The organism is Streptomyces sp. CAI-85 (genome assembly GCF_013363615.1).
GTDB lineage: Bacteria > Actinomycetota > Actinomycetes > Streptomycetales > Streptomycetaceae > Streptomyces > Streptomyces antibioticus_B.
The window spans coordinates 1-15,215 of the sequence record NZ_JAANNX010000088.1; the positions used below are offsets into that span (position 1 = coordinate 1).

General features: G+C 72.0%; 17 protein-coding genes. 9 read left to right on the forward strand and 8 right to left on the reverse strand.

Annotation, left to right across the window (positions count from 1 at the left end):
* Positions 1-2,809: protein kinase (locus G6W55_RS34780; RefSeq protein WP_217687764.1), on the reverse strand; the 2,809-nt coding region annotated here is incomplete at its 3' end.
* Between the two features lie 73 nt (positions 2,810-2,882).
* Entirely contained in the window at positions 2,883-3,434 is a 552-nt protein-coding gene (locus G6W55_RS34785) for a hypothetical protein (protein ID WP_175524640.1), read from the reverse strand.
* 203 nt (positions 3,435-3,637) lie between these two features.
* On the opposite strand from G6W55_RS34785, the gene G6W55_RS34790 reads away from it, so the two are divergent.
* The 3 genes from G6W55_RS34790 to G6W55_RS34800 all read left to right on the forward strand — a co-directional run bounded on the left by G6W55_RS34790 (position 3,638) and on the right by G6W55_RS34800 (position 6,178).
* Positions 3,638-4,993, forward strand: a complete 1,356-nt coding sequence (locus G6W55_RS34790; RefSeq protein WP_175524641.1) for a rhodanese-like domain-containing protein — start codon at positions 3,638-3,640, stop codon at positions 4,991-4,993.
* Between the two features lie 61 nt (positions 4,994-5,054).
* The gene (locus tag G6W55_RS34795; protein WP_175524642.1) at positions 5,055-5,435 is read left to right on the forward strand and encodes a rhodanese-like domain-containing protein; all 381 of its coding nucleotides are present in this window, start codon (positions 5,055-5,057) and stop codon (positions 5,433-5,435) included.
* Positions 5,432-6,178 (forward strand): sulfite exporter TauE/SafE family protein, encoded by a 747-nt coding sequence (locus G6W55_RS34800; RefSeq protein WP_175524643.1) that lies wholly within the window; start codon positions 5,432-5,434, stop codon positions 6,176-6,178. The genes G6W55_RS34795 and G6W55_RS34800 overlap by 4 nt, the downstream gene beginning before the upstream one ends.
* Positions 6,179-6,196: 18 nt before the next feature.
* On the opposite strand, the gene G6W55_RS34805 is transcribed toward G6W55_RS34800, so the two are convergent.
* Positions 6,197-6,484, reverse strand: coding sequence for a metal-sensitive transcriptional regulator (locus tag G6W55_RS34805; protein ID WP_175524644.1), 288 nt, complete (start codon positions 6,482-6,484; stop codon positions 6,197-6,199).
* A gap of 81 nt (positions 6,485-6,565) precedes the next feature.
* On the opposite strand from G6W55_RS34805, the gene G6W55_RS34810 reads away from it, so the two are divergent.
* Entirely contained in the window at positions 6,566-7,153 is a 588-nt protein-coding gene (locus G6W55_RS34810; protein WP_175524645.1) for a rhodanese-like domain-containing protein, read from the forward strand.
* A gap of 369 nt (positions 7,154-7,522) precedes the next feature.
* Here G6W55_RS34810 and G6W55_RS39110 read toward each other — a convergent pair whose 3' ends face one another.
* Genes G6W55_RS39110 through G6W55_RS34825 form a run of 3 tightly spaced genes read right to left on the reverse strand, consistent with a single transcriptional unit; the run spans position 7,523 to position 9,946 of the window.
* Positions 7,523-7,750, reverse strand: a complete 228-nt coding sequence (locus G6W55_RS39110) for a thioredoxin domain-containing protein (protein WP_309243874.1) — start codon at positions 7,748-7,750, stop codon at positions 7,523-7,525.
* 52 nt (positions 7,751-7,802) lie between these two features.
* Entirely contained in the window at positions 7,803-9,497 is a 1,695-nt protein-coding gene (locus tag G6W55_RS34820; RefSeq protein ID WP_175524646.1) for an aminotransferase class V-fold PLP-dependent enzyme, read from the reverse strand.
* Positions 9,494-9,946, reverse strand: coding sequence for an OsmC family protein (locus G6W55_RS34825; RefSeq protein ID WP_175524647.1), 453 nt, complete (start codon positions 9,944-9,946; stop codon positions 9,494-9,496). Before G6W55_RS34825 ends, G6W55_RS34820 begins: the two co-directional genes overlap by 4 nt.
* 276 nt (positions 9,947-10,222) lie before the next feature.
* On the opposite strand from G6W55_RS34825, the gene G6W55_RS34830 reads away from it, so the two are divergent.
* The 4 genes from G6W55_RS34830 (at position 10,223) to G6W55_RS34845 (ending at position 12,709) form a co-directional block, all read left to right on the forward strand.
* Complete coding sequence (locus G6W55_RS34830) at positions 10,223-11,464, forward strand: NAD(P)/FAD-dependent oxidoreductase (RefSeq protein ID WP_175524648.1); 1,242 nt, start codon at positions 10,223-10,225, stop codon at positions 11,462-11,464.
* 24 nt (positions 11,465-11,488) lie between these two features.
* Complete coding sequence (locus tag G6W55_RS34835) at positions 11,489-11,806, forward strand: TusE/DsrC/DsvC family sulfur relay protein (RefSeq protein WP_175524649.1); 318 nt, start codon at positions 11,489-11,491, stop codon at positions 11,804-11,806.
* Between the two features lie 15 nt (positions 11,807-11,821).
* On the forward strand, positions 11,822-12,295 hold the full coding sequence (locus G6W55_RS34840; RefSeq protein WP_175524650.1) for a DsrE/DsrF/DrsH-like family protein: 474 nt from the start codon (positions 11,822-11,824) through the stop codon (positions 12,293-12,295).
* A 192-nt stretch (positions 12,296-12,487) separates the two neighbouring features.
* On the forward strand, positions 12,488-12,709 hold the full coding sequence (locus tag G6W55_RS34845) for a hypothetical protein (RefSeq protein ID WP_175524651.1): 222 nt from the start codon (positions 12,488-12,490) through the stop codon (positions 12,707-12,709).
* Between the two features lie 218 nt (positions 12,710-12,927).
* On the opposite strand, the gene G6W55_RS34850 is transcribed toward G6W55_RS34845, so the two are convergent.
* Together G6W55_RS34850 and G6W55_RS34855 are read right to left on the reverse strand one after the other, a co-directional pair.
* Positions 12,928-14,457, reverse strand: a complete 1,530-nt coding sequence (locus G6W55_RS34850; protein WP_175524652.1) for a UDP-N-acetylglucosamine 1-carboxyvinyltransferase — start codon at positions 14,455-14,457, stop codon at positions 12,928-12,930.
* Positions 14,458-14,521: 64 nt separating this feature from the next.
* On the reverse strand, positions 14,522-14,719 hold the full coding sequence (locus G6W55_RS34855; RefSeq protein WP_175524653.1) for a DUF4236 domain-containing protein: 198 nt from the start codon (positions 14,717-14,719) through the stop codon (positions 14,522-14,524).
* A gap of 309 nt (positions 14,720-15,028) precedes the next feature.
* Here G6W55_RS34855 and G6W55_RS39115 point away from each other — a divergent pair.
* Positions 15,029-15,215 (forward strand): hypothetical protein (locus G6W55_RS39115; RefSeq protein WP_175524654.1); only part of this gene is annotated, 187 nt, incomplete at its 3' end.

Consider the following 15,215-nt stretch of genomic DNA (forward strand, 5'->3'; position numbering starts at 1 on the left):
CGTAGGAGACCTGGCAGTGCACGCAGAACAGGAACGGCGCCGGGACGAACGCGGCCACCAGGCCCTCGCCCGACTCGTTCCCGTGGGCGTCCACGACCACACGCTTCGGCAACCGGGGCCGGTACGACTTCTTGACGACCGTGACACCCTGCGCGTCCGGCTCCAGCCAGGACTCCGGCAGCCGGCGGTCGTCCACGGCCTTCTGCGGATCAGCCGGCCACTCGTAGTCCTCCCCGGGCATGCCCAGGTAGAGGTAGCCCTCGCCCTCGCGGCCCCCGGAGGCGGAGGTGTCCCGGCGCGGCTCGTACCGGAAGGAACCGCCGTCCTCGGTGCGCCAGACGGTCAGGTACTCCTGCCCGCACTCGCGGCAGAACGCCAGCGGGTACAGCGGCTTGCCGTCGCTGTCCGGCTGCTCCAGTTGGTAGGTGCGGGTCAGCGGCCGGGTGAGCGGGTCCTCCAGCGTCGTGTAGACGGTGTCGCCCTTGGAGAGGAACTGGTGCAGCCTGAACGCGAACAGCGGCCGCTCCGTCACCGGATGCTTGGCCTGCGCGCCCGCCTCCAGGGTCGTGCGGATCGCCTCGCGCACGCTCTCCTCGGCCACTCCCGACCCGGCGGCCAGCTCCTCTGCCGCCTCCTCGACGGTGCCCGGCGCGCAACGGCGAAGCCGCCCCGTGCCCGGCTCGCGCTCCAGACCGAACCGGGACTCCACCCAGCGGGCAAGCGGGTCCTTCGTGAGTGCCTCGTACGCGCGGGGCGCCGCCGGGACCCGCAGTCGCTCGGCGGGCACGGAGTCCGGCGCCTCCTCGGTCGCCCGGATCAGGGTCTCGCCGATGACCCGCTTCGGCAGCACCGTCGTACCGAAGAGCCGACCCGCGACCCTGGCCACCTCACGCCGCTGGTCCTCCCAGGAGCCCTCGGTGGACATGGTCGCCGAGGTGCCGACGCACTGGAGGGTCGTGGAGGCGCGGCAGGCCTCACGCACCCGGCGGATGAGGAACGCCACGTCCGCGCCCTGCCGGCCCCGGTAGGTGTGCAGCTCGTCGAAGACGAGGAACTGGAGCCCCTCGGCCATGCGGATCAGGCTGGACCGGTCGTCCGGCCGGGTCAGCATCAGCTCCAGCATCACGTAGTTGGTCAGCAGGATGTCCGGGGGGTTCCTGCGCAGCTCGCGGCGCTCCTCCGTGGACTCCTGGCCGGTGTAGCGGGCGAAGGTGACCGGCTCACGGCCCTTCCCGAAGCCGTGGCGCAGGTACTTCTTCAGCTCCTCCACCTGCGAGTTGGCCAGCGCGTTCATCGGGTAGACGATGATCGCCCGCACCCGGCCGCCCGCGTCCGGGCCGGCCGCCTGACGCTCCTTCAGCACGTGGTCCACGATCGGGACGATGTACGACAGCGACTTGCCGGAACCGGTGCCCGTGGTCAGCACATAGGAGTCGCCCGCCTGCGCGGCCTCGATCGCCTGCCGCTGGTGGAGGTGGAAGGTGAGAGGGCGGCCGTCGGGGCGCGGCGAGGTCTCCTTCTTGCCGGCCTGGAAGATCTCCGCGCACCTCGGGTGCAGCACGCCGTCCCGTACGAGGTCGGTGACCTGGCCGCCGTCGGCGAAGAACGGGTTCAGGGACAGCCAGGGGTCGGGCCACTGCGACTTCGCCGCCAGGTCGTCGGCGACGAAGCCGCCGATGCGGGCGTCCCGGATCACCGTCGCGCTCTTGGTGAAGTCCTCGTACTCGCCGATCAGATCGGCGTGGATGCCGAAGACGTCCATCGACTCGGGCAGCCGCGGTTCCCTGCGCGGCACCGGCGCGGGGGCGGCCGGGGCGGACTCGGGGAGCAGGGCGCGCAGCCGTGCCACCGGGTCCATCGCCTGCCAGTGCGGCGCGAGCAGGGCGGCCGTGTCGTCCGGTGCGAGCGCGAGCGGGATCAGCGCCTCGCGGACCTGGGCGGCGTTCTCGGGCCGGTTCTCGGCGTCCTTCTCCAGCAGACGGTCCACCAGCCGGACCAGCTCGGCGGGCAGATCGGGGCGGACCAGGGTGAGTCTCGGAGGCTTCTCGTGCTGGTGCTGCTCGGAGAGCTCGTAGGGCGTTCTGGCGGAGAACGGCGGCCGCCCTATCAGCAGTTCGTACAGGATGCAGCCGAGCGCGTAGAGGTCGGCGGACGCGGAGACCCGCTCGGCGCGGAACTGCTCGGGCGCCATGTAGCGGGCCGTGCCGACGCTGACGCCGGTGCTGGTCAACCGTGTCTGGTCCGGGTCGTCGACGACGGAACCCATCCCGAAGTCGAGGACCTTCACCGTGCCGTCGCGGGTCAGCATCGCGTTGGCCGGCTTCAGGTCGCGGTGGACGACCCCGGCGGTGTGGGCGGCGGCGAGACCGGCGGCGATCTGCGCTCCGACGGCGGCGACCCAGGAGACCGGCAGCTGGGGCTCCTCGTCGATGAGGTCCGCGAGCGGATGACCGTCCAGCAGCTCCATGGCCAGGTAGGGCAGGCCGCTGCCGCCCGCTTCCTGGTCGACGCCGCCGTCGATCAGCAGAGTGAGGTTCGGGTGCCCTTGGGAGAGCATGCGCATGATCCGCACTTCGCGGCGGAAGCGGTCGATCTCCTTGCCGGACCCCGAGGCGTCGACGGCGACTCCGGTCCGGCTGCGCAGCACGGTCTTGACGGCGACTTCCCGGCGCGGGGAGTCCGCGGCTGCCCGAAGGTCCTCGGCCCGGTACACCTCGCCCATGTTCCCGCGGCCCAGAATCCCCACGATCCGGAACCGTCCGTCGACCGTCTCCTGGCGCACCAGCCCTCCCCCTCTCACCCGTCGCATACAAGGTGGGTACATTCCGTAGGGAGCGTATACCTCCACCTGTTGCGAGCATCACATCATTCCGTTGACGTTGTCAACGCGCCATCGTCGTCGTCCTCGCGGTCGGGCGGCCGAAGCTCTCCGGACGGGCCGCCCGCTCGCCCCCGCCGTCCCGGGGTGAGCGCATCCGGCGGGCGGCCGGCGAACCGGGCGGACGGCGCCGGAAGGCCGAGGAGGGAGTGGAGGGGGAGTGCCCGAAGTGCCGGGTGCTCGGCGCGGCGGCCGCCATGGCCGCGCAGGTGTGACGGCTCCTCGACCGAGTGGGCGTGGCCGTCGTCGGCGAGTCCGGGATGGTCGCTCTGCCGTCCGCCCGGTTCGCACGGAGGCCGGCGGGGAAGCGGATCGTGATCGCCGGGGACTTCCGTCGGCCGCCGGCCGCGACGAAGGGGGGCGGCGACCGCACGTCCGCCGGGCCGGCCGGGCGCGGGCGTGGTTCCGTGTCCCCGGCCGATCGGCTCGTCGCTCGTGCGTGACGGGCCGAGGCGGCCGGGTCGGTCGAGCGGCCGCGCACCGGGAGGCGGTCCGTGTGGCCGACGAGGACCAGGCCGATGCGCGGCAGAGGGTCGTCGACCGTGCGAAGCGGCACGGACCGGAACCTCCCGGCGGACGCATCCATGGGCGGGGCTCTTCTCGGTGGCTTGTGCGAGGGGGCGGGTGTCCGGCTGTGGGCGAGGTGCTCTTGAGGCGTTGACCTGGGCTTTTCCTGTCTCTCGAAATACCCCCAGGGGTAATTGTGTTACCTTCGCATGTATACCCCCAGGGGTAATTCTTCTCTGAAGGGAGTGCGGCGTGTTCTTCGTCGACACGATCGAGGTGCCGGGGCTCGGCAACCGCAGCTATCTCGCCGGCGGCGAGCGGACGGCCGTAGTGGTCGACCCGCCGCGCGACGTGGACCAGGTGATCGCGGCGGCCGCCCGGCGCGGGGTGCGGATCTCGCACGTGGTCGAGACCCACGTGCACAACGACTACGTGACCGGCGGCCTGGAGCTCGCCCGGATCGCGGGCGCCGCCTATCTGGTGCCGGCCGCGGCACGGGTGTCGTTCGACCGGACGCCCGTACGCGACGGTGACGTCACGATGCTCGACGCCGGCCTGCTGCTGCGCGCGCTGGCGACGCCCGGCCACACCCCGCACCACACCTCCTACGTGCTGGAGGACGACGGCACCGCGGTCGCGGTGTTCACCGGCGGCTCGCTGCTGATCGGCACCGTCGGCCGCCCCGATCTGGTCGAACCGCGTCTGACCACACGACTCGCCCGCGCCCAGCACGCCTCCGCGCACCGGCTGGCGGCCGAACTGCCCGACGAGACGGCCGTGCTGCCCACCCATGGCTTCGGCAGCTTCTGCTCGTCGGCGCAGGCGGAGGGCAGCGAGACGACCATCGGCAAGGAGAAGGCGTCCAACGAGGCGCTGACCCGGGACGTGGACACGTTCGTCGCCGACCTGCTGGCCGGTCTGGACGACATCCCCGCCTACTACACGCACATGGGCCCGGTCAACGCCGCCGGTCCCGCTCCCGTGGACCTCACCCCGCCGTCCGCGGCCGACGCCGAGGAGATCGCCGCGAGGCTGGCGGCGGGTGAGTGGGTGGTCGACCTGCGCAGCCGGGTCGCCTTCGCCGAAGGGCACCTCGCGGGCTCGTTCAACTTCGAGGCGGAGGGGCAGCTCGCCACCTACCTGGCCTGGCTGATCCCCTGGGGCAAGCCGGTCACGCTGCTCGCCGAGTCGCCCGAGCAGATCGCCGCCGCCCAGCGTGAGCTGGTGCGGGTGGGTATCGACCGGCCGGCCGCCGCGGCCGACGGCGGGCCGGCCGACTGGGTGCGCGCGGGCGAGACACCGGCCTCCTTCCCGCGGGGCACCTTCGCCGATCTCGCGGGACGGGCCGCGGACGTCGTCGTCCTGGACGTGCGCCGGGCTTCGGAGCGGGCCGGCGGGTACGTCGAGGGGTCGGTGCACATCCCGGTCCACGCCCTGCACCGCCGTCTCGGAGAGGTGCCCGAGGGCGAGGTGTGGGTGCACTGCGCGGGCGGCATGCGCGCCGCCATCGCCGCCTCCCTGCTGGACGCGGCCGGCCGGGACGTCGTCGCCGTGGACGACTCCTTCGACGCCGCCGAGAAGGCGGGACTGGACGTCCGGACCGCCTGACGGCACGGGCACCGGCCGATCCAGCCGCACCGACACACGAAACAGGGAGCGAGAAACCGAGATGAGCATCTTCCGGCGAGGCACGGGCGGCCCGGGGCGCGTGACCGTGCAGCAAGCGGCCGTGCGCACCGGCCATACCGGCGGTGACGGAGACGCCGTACTGCTGGACGTGCGCGAGCCGTACGAGTGGCAGGCCGGCCGTGCGCCGCGAGCCGTGCACCTGCCCCTGTCGGCACTGGCCGCCGGAGCGGCGCTGCCCGCCCCGGCACAGGCGCGGCCCCTGGTCGTGATCTGCCGCTCCGGGAACCGCTCCCGGCAGGCCGCCGAACTGCTGGCCGCGCGCGGCGCGCAGGCGGTGGACGTGGTCGGCGGGATGCGCGACTGGGCCGCGGCGGGGCTGCCGGTCGTGGACGAGCGAGGCCGGAACGGCACGGTCGCGTGAGCGCGGTCGTACTCGCCCTGGCCGCCGGAGCGGTCATCGGCCTGGCGCTCGGCGCGCTCGGGGGCGGCGGCAGCGTCCTGGCCGTGCCCGCCCTGATCTACCTGCTCGGCTTCAGTCCGGTCGGCGCGACGACCGCGAGCCTGGTCATCGTCACCATCACCTCTGTCACGGCGCTGGTCGCGCACGCCCGCGACGGGCAGGTGCGCTGGCGTACCGGGCTGCTGTTCGCGGCGGCCGGGATCGGCCCGGCGATGCTCGGCGCCGCGCTCGCCACCCGCATCCCGGCGGGCGTCCTCACCGCCGCGTTCGGCGTGGTCGCGGGAGCGGCCGCCGTGCGCATGCTGCGCTCCCGGCCCGCCGCGGAGGGCCCTGTGACGGTACGGCCGGGGCGGGCGGCCGCGGCCGGTGCCGGGCTCGGCGCGGTCACCGGTGTCCTCGGAGTCGGCGGCGGCTTCCTCGCCGTACCGGCGCTGGTCGGGGTGCTCGGCATGCGGATGCGCTCCGCGGTGGGTACCAGCCTGCTGGTCATCACCGTCAACTCGCTGGCCGCGCTGTCGATGCGGGCCCGTACGGTCGAGGGGCTGGACTGGGCGGTCGTCGGCCCGTTCATCGGGGCCGCGATCCTCGGGGCCTGGGACGGCAAGCGGCTGGCCGCGAAGGTCTCCGGGCCCGCGCTTCAGCGGATCTTCGCCCTGGTGCTGCTGGCGGTCGCGGTCTTCATGCTCATCGACGCGCTGCTGTGAAGGCCGCGGTGGGCATCCTCACGCCAGGGAGAGAAACAGCTTCTCCAGCCGGGCGCGCATCGCATCCGGGTCCTCACCGTTCCTGCGTCCGGACTCCACGTCGGTCAGGCACTGCTGCAGGCCGGTGGCGATGATGGCGAAGCCGGCCCGGTCCAGCGCGCGTGAGGCGGCGGCCAGCTGTGTGACGACGTCCTCGCAGTCGCGCCCCTCCTCGATCATCCGGATCACTCCGGCGATCTGACCCTGCGCGCGGCGCAGACGGTTCAGCACGGCCTTCAGGTCCGCACCCTCAAGTTCCAGTTCCACGACCACTCCTGTTGCAATACCCCTAGGGGTACAGTACGTCCCGGTTCGGGACGGCGTCGACCACCAAGGATGACACCTGTCATGACCAACTCCCCAGCCCCTGTCGCGCTCGGCGTCGACCAGGCCCGCACCCGTCTGAACGAGCTGATCGTCATCGACGTGCGCACGCCCGCCGAGTATGCCTCCGGCCATCTGCCCGGCGCTCTGAACATCCCGCTCGACCGGGTCCGGCGGACGCTGCCGGAGATACGGCACGCCGCCGAGCGCGGTGACGTGCTCGTCGTGTGCGCCTCGGGCGCCCGATCGGAGAACGCCTGCAGGCTGCTGGCCGAGCAGGGCGTCACCGCCGTCACCCTCGCCGGCGGCACCGGCGCCTGGGCCGCCCAGGGGCACGACCTGCACACCCCGGCGGCCTGTGACACGCGGGCCGGCTGGAGCATGGAACGCCAGGTCCGGTTCACCGCCGGCACCCTGGTACTCCTCGGCCTCGTTCTCGGCTTGCTCGTGCACCCGGCCGTGCTGCTGGTCTCGGCCGGCGTCGCGGGCGGCCTGGTCTTCTCCGCCCTCACCGACACCTGCGGCATGGCGGCCCTCTTGGGCAGGCTGCCGCACAACCGACCGCGCCCGGCCGACCTCGCTGAGGCGCTCACGGCTCTACGCGGCCGCTGAACCCGGCCTTCCGGGACGCCCCGTCACGCCTGGCGGGCGCGGTGGGCGTCCTGGGCGTCCTGGGCGTCAGTTCGCTTCCGTCGATCCAGCGGCCGCCTGCCGGCGCGCGTCGTCCATGTCGACGGCGCGGATCTTCCCGATCGGTTCCCCCAGGGCCCGCGGCGGCGTGCCCGGCTGCGCAGGCGGGGTCGTCCGGTCGCGGGCGGTCGTCAGGGTGGGGGTGGAGGGCGCCTGGATGGCGGCGGCGTGCCCGGCTGTGCAGGCGGGGTCGTCCGGTCGCGGGCGGCCGTCAGGGTGGGGGTGGAGGGCGCCTGGATGGCGGCGGCGTGCCCGGCTGCGCAGGCAGGGTCGTCCGATTGCGGGCGGCCGTCAGGGTGGGGGTGGAGGGCATCCGGAAGGCGGCGGCGAGTTCGGGCTGCGCCTCGGCGTCGGCCTTCCCCCGGATACGAGGTCCGGGCGGCGCTCGGCGGCCTTCGCGCAGACGGGGCCGAACATCCGGCAGGGGCCGCACCGGGCGGCCCGGAAGCCGATCAGCAGGATCTCGGAGCCGGTGACGGTCTCCTCGAAGCCGTCCTTGGCCAGTACCACGGCCGGCACGGTATTCCCTCCCGCTCACACATACCCGCCGGGGTGTATTGGCCCGCTCGGCTCAACCGGCGCCGGCCCGAGTGTGTTCCACACAGACGGGCGGCAGCGGGAACCAGCGCATGCGCTCGAAGTCGACCGGCAGTCCGGTGGGGCCGTCGTCCAGGTGGTCGGGACCGGCCGTCAGCACCGCACGGGCACGGGCGAGTTGGCCGGCCAGCGCCGCCTCGCCCAGCCGGCGGTGTCGGACGGCCGGGGCGGTGATCCGGCCGTCGGTGCCGAAGCGCACGTCGGTCAGGCGCAGCGGGGGTCGGGCGGTGCCGCTGCGGTGACGCCACTGTCCGGTATGCGCGTCGAAGCGGTAGTCGGGAAGCAGCCGGTGGCCGTGCGTGGCGATCAGATCCACGGCGTCGATGAGGTAGTCGCGGACCGTGTCGCTGATGAAGTAGTTGAAGTTCACCCGGGCCCAGCCCGGTTTGATGCCGTCGCAGCCGTGGACGACCTCGTCGAGCAGCGCGTGGGAGGTGGGGGAGTCGATCGCGAGCAGGCGGTGGCCGTAGGGGCCCGCGCAGGAGCAGCCACCGCGGGCCTGGATGCCGAACAGGTCGTTGAGCAGGGCGACGACGTAGTGGTGATGCAGGTAGGAGCGTGCGCCGTGGCGGATGCGGAACGAGACGATGGACAGGCGGCGGGCGTGGTGGTTGCCGAGGATCTCGATGCCGGGGTTGCCCTCCCAGGCCGCGAGGGCGCGGCGCCAGTGGCGCTCCTCGGCGGCCTGGATGGTGTCGGTGCCGACCGCCTGCTTGAGGGCGAAGACCAGTCCGGCCCGGACGGACTCGACGATCGCCGGGGTGCCGCCCTCCTCGCGGGCCACCGGGTCGTCGAGATAGCGGTGGCCGAGCGGATCGACGAAGGCGACCGTGCCGCCGCCGGGCGCGGTGGGCACCGGGTTGCGCACGAGTGCGCGCCGGACGACGAGCACGCCCGGGGTCTGCGGGCCGCCGACGAACTTGTGCGGGGACAGGAACAGCGCGTCCTTGTGGTCCCCGGCGCCCGGTGCGCTCTCGGCCGCCCGGACGGGGATGTACGGTGCCGCCGCCGCGTAGTCCCAGAAGGACAGGGCGCCGTACGCGTGCAGCAGGCGCGCGACGCGGTCGGTGTCCGTGAGGATGCCGGTGACGTTGGAGGCGGCGGAGAAGCTGCCGATCAACAGCGGGCGGTCGGCGTACCGCCGTAGCTCCGCTTCGAGTTCGGCGAGGTCGATGTGGCCGTCGGGGTCCTCGTCGATCACGACCACGTCGGCGATCGATTCGCGCCAGGGCAGTTCGTTGGAGTGGTGCTCGTACGGCCCGACGAGGACCACGGGGCGCTCGGCCTCGGGTGGCCTCTCCGGGCGGCGCAGCTCCATGATGCCGACCAGCTTGTTGACCGCCGCCGTGGCGCCGGAGCCGCAGAAGATCACCAGGTCGTCCTCGGTTCCGCCGACCGCGTCCCGGATGATGCGGCGCGCGTCCTCGCGCAGCCGGGTCGTCTGCAGCCCGGTGCTGGAGCTCTCCGTGTGGGTGTTGCCGTAGCGCGGCAGCACCTGCTCGCGGACGAAGTCCTCGACGAAGCCGAGGGCGCGGCCGGAGGCGGTGTAGTCGGCGTAGACGATGCGCTTCGGACCGTACGGGCCGTCCAGTACCTGGTCGTCACCGATCAGGTCACCCCGGACGCGGTCCACCAGCGCCGATACGACCGGCGTCGACGTCGTACTCATGGCCCCACCTCGATGTCGATCTCGGGCGGCCGGCGGAGGGTGTTGTGGACCGTGCAGTGCGAGGCCACGGCCAGCAGGCCCGCGCGGCGGTGCTCGGGCAGCTCCGGCGGCGGTTCGATCACGAGCCGCAGGGAAGCGACACGTGGCGGTCGGTCGGTGGCCATGGTGAACTCCGTGCGGACGCGCAGGCCGGCTTGGGGCAGGCCGTGCCGATGGAGGTAGCGGCCCGCGTAGAACGCCACACAGGTCGCGAGGGAGGCCGCGAAGAGCTCGGTGGGTGTGGGCGCGGTGTCGGTGCCTCCCGCCGCCGGCGGCTGGTCGACCTGGAGGCGGTGTTCGCGGACGTCCACGGTGTAGGCGTCGCCCTCGACGTGGACGACCTCCAGCCGGTGCACGTCCACGGACTGGGGGCGGTTCGTACCGAGGGTCTGCGCTGTGCTGCCGGTCATGGCCGAGCCCTTCTCTCCGACGCGACTGATCCGGGTTCCAGTCGACCGCTGAGCGCCGGGCGGGGGGGAAGGGGCCGACGGGGCGCGTCGGGAGCCGTTCGGCCCTCGTGCCCGGCATCGTGGCCGAATACCCTGCTGGGTATTTTTTCAGGGTACTCGTGCCGGACCGATGAGTTCCAGAGGCGCAAGGCCCGGCCGAGACATACCCCAGTGGGTACTCGGGGTGGGGACCTGCGGCCCATGTCCGGCCGTCATCTCCCGCACGACAGTGGGGTCATGGGCAAACACATCGTGATTCTCGGCGGCGGAACCGCCGGCACCATGACGGCCAACCGCCTGTGTCGTACGTACGACCAGGACGAGTGCCGGGTCACGGTCGTCGACCAGGACGACGATCACCTCTACCAGCCGGGTCTGCTGTTCGTGCCGTTCGGGCTGGCCCAGCCGCGCCATCTGGTGCGCTCACGCCCCCGGCAGATGAACGCGGCCGGGGACTACAAGCAGGCGCGGATCGAACGGGTCGACCTGGACGCGAGGACCGTGCACCTCGCCGGTGGCATCCGGCTGCCGTACGACGTCCTCGTGGTCGCCACCGGGGCTCGGCTGCTGCCGGAGGAGACCGAGGGGCTGACCGGCCCCGGCTGGGGTGAGAAGGTCTTCACCTTCTACGACCTGCCCGGCGCCGCCGGTCTGCACGACGCGTTGGAACGCTTCGAGGGGGGCCGTGTGGTGATCGACGTCGCCGACCTGCCCCTCAAGTGTCCGGTCGCGCCTTTGGAGTTCGCGTTCCTGGCGGACTGGTACTTCCGCCGCCGGGGTGTCCGCGACCGGGTCCAGTTGGCGTACGCCACCCCGCTCGACGGTGCGTTCACCAAGCCGGTCGCGGCCAGGGCGCTGGGCGGGCTGCTCAAGGAGAAGGACATCGAACTGGTCACGGAGTTCACCCTCGGTGAGGTGGACGGCCCGGGTGGCCGGCTGGTGTCGTACGACGAGCGGGTGTTGCCGTTCGATCTGGCGGTCGTCGTCCCGCTGCACGGCGGCGCGGAGTACGTGGGCCGCTCCGAGGGGCTGGGCGACGAACTGGACTTCGTGCCCGTCGACCCGCACACGCTGCAACATCCTGCCCATCCGGAGGTGTTCGCCATCGGCGACGCGGCCGGCCTGCCCGCCTCCAAGGCGGGCTCGGTGGCGCACTTCGAGGGCGAGGTGCTGGTGCACAACATCGGCCGCTTCCTCGCCGGGCAGCCGGTGGACGCCTCCTTCGACGGGCATGCCAACTGCTTCGTGGAGACCGGATTCCACAAGGCGCTGCTGATCGACTTCAACTACGACACCGAGCCGCTGCCCGGCCATTTCCCGGGCCCGGTCGGGCTGCCGCTGCTGAAGGAGTCGTACGCCGCCCATCTCGGCAAGCTCGCCTTCGAGTGGCTGTACTGGCACAGCCTGCTGCCCGGCCGGGAACTACCCGGCATCGGCTCGGCGATGCCCGAGCACGGCAAGCACCACGTGTCCGGCTGACCCCTGACAGGAGAGGACCCCGTCATGCCCACCGCCACCTACGCCGACACCACCGTCCCCGTCGACGACGAGGGCTTCTTCACCGACCCGGCCCGCTGGACGGAGCCGATGGCCGAGCAGCTCGCCAGGGAGGCCGGCGTCGACGCGCTGACCGACCGGCACTGGATCGTCATCCGCTTCATGCGAGACCAGTACGCGGCCAAGGGCACCGGCCCCACAGTCCGGGTGCTCGGCAAGACCTCCGGCGTGAGCGTCAAGGAGCTCTACCAGCTCTTCCCCAAGGGACCGGCGAAGACCGCCGCGAAGATCGCCGGCATCCCCAAGCCCCGCGGCTGCATCTGAGGAGCACCATCGGTCATGGCCGACACCGTAACCATCGAGAAGGTCTCGATCATCGTCTCCAAGGGATCCCTGGAAGGGATCTACCCCGCCCTGATCATGGCCAACGGCGCCCGAGCCGAGGGCATCGAGGCCGACCTGTTCTTCACCTTCTTCGGTCTGGACGCCATCACCAGGAAGCGCTGGGAGCACATCAAGCTCGCCACCGTCGGCAACCCCGGACTGCACCTGCCGACCCTGCTGGGCGGCATGCCGGGTGTCCCCGCCCTGGTCACCCGCTCCCTGGAACGCAAGATGGACAAGCTCGACATCCCCCCGATCCCCGAGTTCATCGAGATGATCGCCGACACCGGCGCCGGCATCTACGCCTGCAAGGCGTCCGTCGACCTCTTCGAACTCGACAAGGACGACCTGGTCGAGCAGGTACAGGGCATCATCACGGTCGGCGAGTTCTACGAACACGCGGCCGGCGGCCAGATCATCTACACCTGAGACGGCCGACACCGCGCCGGGCCGGGTCTCCCGGACGGAACGCGGCGCCTGCCGGCGCAGGCCGCCCACCCCGACGACGGGCCGTCCGGGCCGCGGACGGCCCGGAGGGCGGCTGCGCCGCAACGAAGAGGCCGCTCTGGCGGCACCGGGCGGCCTCCCGGCCCTGTTCACCGAGCGGGCCGTGCCCACCGAGTGCTCTGCCTCACCCCCGGCGAGACGTCCACCCCGCACGGCAGGCCCGGCGAGACGTCCACCCCGCACGGCAGGTCCGGCGATCCGCACGCCCCGCGCGCGGACGAACACGCCTGCGCCGCGCAGGAACCGGGGGTCGAGCGGGTGGAACCGGCCGGGCGCCCGGCCGGTGGCCTCGACGGAATGCCGGCGCACCGGCTCGCCGGGGAGGTGGCCGGCTGACCGACGAGCAGCGCCCCAGACATCTGCCGGTGTTCGACCGGGGGTGTCACGGGGGACCGGGACCATCACGGAGGAGGCCACCAGTGCCCCGAGGCGCTGGTCCGACGTGCCTGCCAGGCCGACGATGACGACGGAGAACTCGCCGCGGGTGATGAGTGCGGTCCCGGCCCGCAGCTGACATGGCGGCCCCAGCGGGCGGATGCGGCGGCATCGTCGTATCAAATGTCCCGGAAGATCTCGATCTGCGCCCCGATCGAGTTCAGCCGCTCCGCCAGGTCCTCGTAACCCCGGTTGATGACATAGACGTTGCGGAGCACCGACGTGCCCTCCGCCGCCATCATCGCCAGCAGGACGACGACCGCGGGGCGCAGGGCCGGCGGGCACATCATCTCGGCGGCGCGCCAGCGGGTGGGGCCCTCGACCAGGACGCGGTGCGGGTCGAGGAGCTGGAGGCGGCCGCCGAGGCGGTTGAGGTCGGTGAGGTAGATCGCGCGGTTGTCGTAGACCCAGTCGTGGATGAGGGTCTTGCCGGACGCGACGGCCGCGATCGCCGCGAAGAAGGGGACGTTGTCGATGTTCAGGCCGGGGAAGGGCATCGGGTGGATCTTGTCGATCGGCGCCTCCAGCTTGGAGGGCCGGACGGTGAGGTCCACCAGCCGGGTGCGGCCGTTGTCGGCGACGTACTCGGGCGTGCGGTCGTGGTCGAGGCCCATCTCCTCCAGGACCGCCAGCTCGATCTCCAGGAACTCGATGGGCACCCGGCGGACCGTCAGCTCCGACTCCGTCACCACCGCGGCGGCGAGCAGGCTCATCGCCTCGACCGGGTCCTCGGAGGGCGAGTAGTCCACGTCGACATCGATGTCCGGCACACCGTGGACGGTGAGGGTGGTGGTGCCGATGCCGTCCACCCGCACGCCCAGCGCCTCCAGGAAGAAGCACAGGTCCTGGACCATGTAGTTGGACGACGCGTTGCGGATGACGGTCACGCCGTCGTGCCGGGCGGCCGCCAGCAGCGCGTTCTCGGTGACCGTGTCCCCGCGCTCGGTCAGCACGATGGGCCGGTCCGGCCGGACGGCGCGGTCGACGACGGCGTGGTACTGCCCCTCCGTCGCCGCGATGTCCAGCCCGAACCGGCGCAGCGCGATCATGTGCGGCTCGATGGTCCGGGTGCCGAGGTCGCAACCGCCCGCGTAGGGCAGCTTGAAGGCGTCCATGCGGTGCAGCAGCGGACCGAGGAACATGATGATGGAGCGGGTGCGGACGGCGGCCTCGGCGTCGATCGCGTCCATGTCCAGCGCGCTCGGCGGCACGATCTCCAGGTCCACCCCGCCGTTGATCCAGCGGGTGCGCACGCCGATGGAGCTGAGCACCTCCAGCAGGCGGTAGACCTCCTCGATCCGGGCGACCCGCCGCAGGACCGTCCGCCCCCGGTTGAGCAACGAGGCGCACAGCAGTGCCACACACGCGTTCTTGCTGGTCTTGACGTCGATGGCGCCGGACAGCCGACGGCCGCCCACCACCCGCAGATGCATCGGTCCGGCATAGCCCAGAGAGACGATCTCACTGTCGAGCGCCTCACCGATGCGGGCGATCATCTCAAGGCTGATGTTCTGGTTGCCGCGCTCGATGCGGTTGACCGCACTCTGGCTGGTTCCCAGCGCCTCGGCAAGCTGTGCCTGTGTCCAGCCGCGGTGCTGTCGGGCGTCGCGGATGAGCTTGCCGATACGTACGAGGTAGTCGTCTGCCATGAGGCTGAGGCTATCTCAGATATGAGATGGCGCCTCCTGGGGGGTCCATTCGGGTGATGCCCCGTCAACGCCGCCTGGCATTACGGGTCCGACGCCACCCGAAAGGTCCGGGCAAATCCATCGATGTCGTACGACGTCCCGTGCTGCTGTGGGTGTGGCGCGGGCCGTGCCGCCCACCGGTGGTGATGGACCAGGAGCGCTTGTTGATGTTCAGCCGCACGCCCGGGAGGATGCGGAAGCTCTTGCGGAACGTGAGGGGCATGGAAGCTCCTTCTGTCGGCGGTGCCGGTTCGGCCTCGCCCGGCGGATACCCCGCATCCGCCCCCGTATGGCCGGCCCGGCGGCCAAGCCCCGGCGCGGCGGCGTCGGCGCAGCGCGCAGCGCCACCCGGCTCCCCTCGCGAGCCCGGGCATGACCATCCAGCCCCCATGTACTAGAGTTATCTCGACATCGAGATATCTGCCGAGGCGCACCGCAGCCGCCACCCCAGTAAGGGTTACCTAACTTAGCCTGACCTTAGCGGATCGGCCAAGCCCGCGTGGCGGCAGGATGCGGTGGTACGCGCACATCAATGAAGGAGACCGTCGTGTCGGCGAACAGCTTCGACGCCCGCAGCACGCTGCCGGTGGGCGACGAGTCGTACGAGATCTTCCGCCTGGACAAGGTGGAGGGCTCGGCCCGACTCCCCTACAGCCTGAAGGTCCTGCTGGAGAACCTGCTCCGCACGGAGGACGGCGCGAACATCACCGCCGACCACA

Bases quoted from the DNA above. Each gene is read 5' to 3' on its own strand.
- G6W55_RS34795 (WP_175524642.1), top strand. From the start codon at position 5,055: ATGAGCATCTTCCGGCGAGGCACGGGCGGCCCGGGGCGCGTGACCGTG.
- G6W55_RS34810 (WP_175524645.1), top strand. From the start codon at position 6,566: ATGACCAACTCCCCAGCCCCTGTCGCGCTCGGCGTCGACCAGGCCCGC.
- G6W55_RS34820 (WP_175524646.1), bottom strand. From the start codon at position 9,497: ATGAGTACGACGTCGACGCCGGTCGTATCGGCGCTGGTGGACCGCGTC.
- G6W55_RS34825 (WP_175524647.1), bottom strand. From the start codon at position 9,946: ATGACCGGCAGCACAGCGCAGACCCTCGGTACGAACCGCCCCCAGTCC.
- G6W55_RS34830 (WP_175524648.1), top strand. From the start codon at position 10,223: ATGGGCAAACACATCGTGATTCTCGGCGGCGGAACCGCCGGCACCATG.
- G6W55_RS34835 (WP_175524649.1), top strand. From the start codon at position 11,489: ATGCCCACCGCCACCTACGCCGACACCACCGTCCCCGTCGACGACGAG.
- G6W55_RS34840 (WP_175524650.1), top strand. From the start codon at position 11,822: ATGGCCGACACCGTAACCATCGAGAAGGTCTCGATCATCGTCTCCAAG.
- G6W55_RS34850 (WP_175524652.1), bottom strand. From the start codon at position 14,457: ATGGCAGACGACTACCTCGTACGTATCGGCAAGCTCATCCGCGACGCC.
- G6W55_RS34855 (WP_175524653.1), bottom strand. From the start codon at position 14,719: ATGCCCCTCACGTTCCGCAAGAGCTTCCGCATCCTCCCGGGCGTGCGG.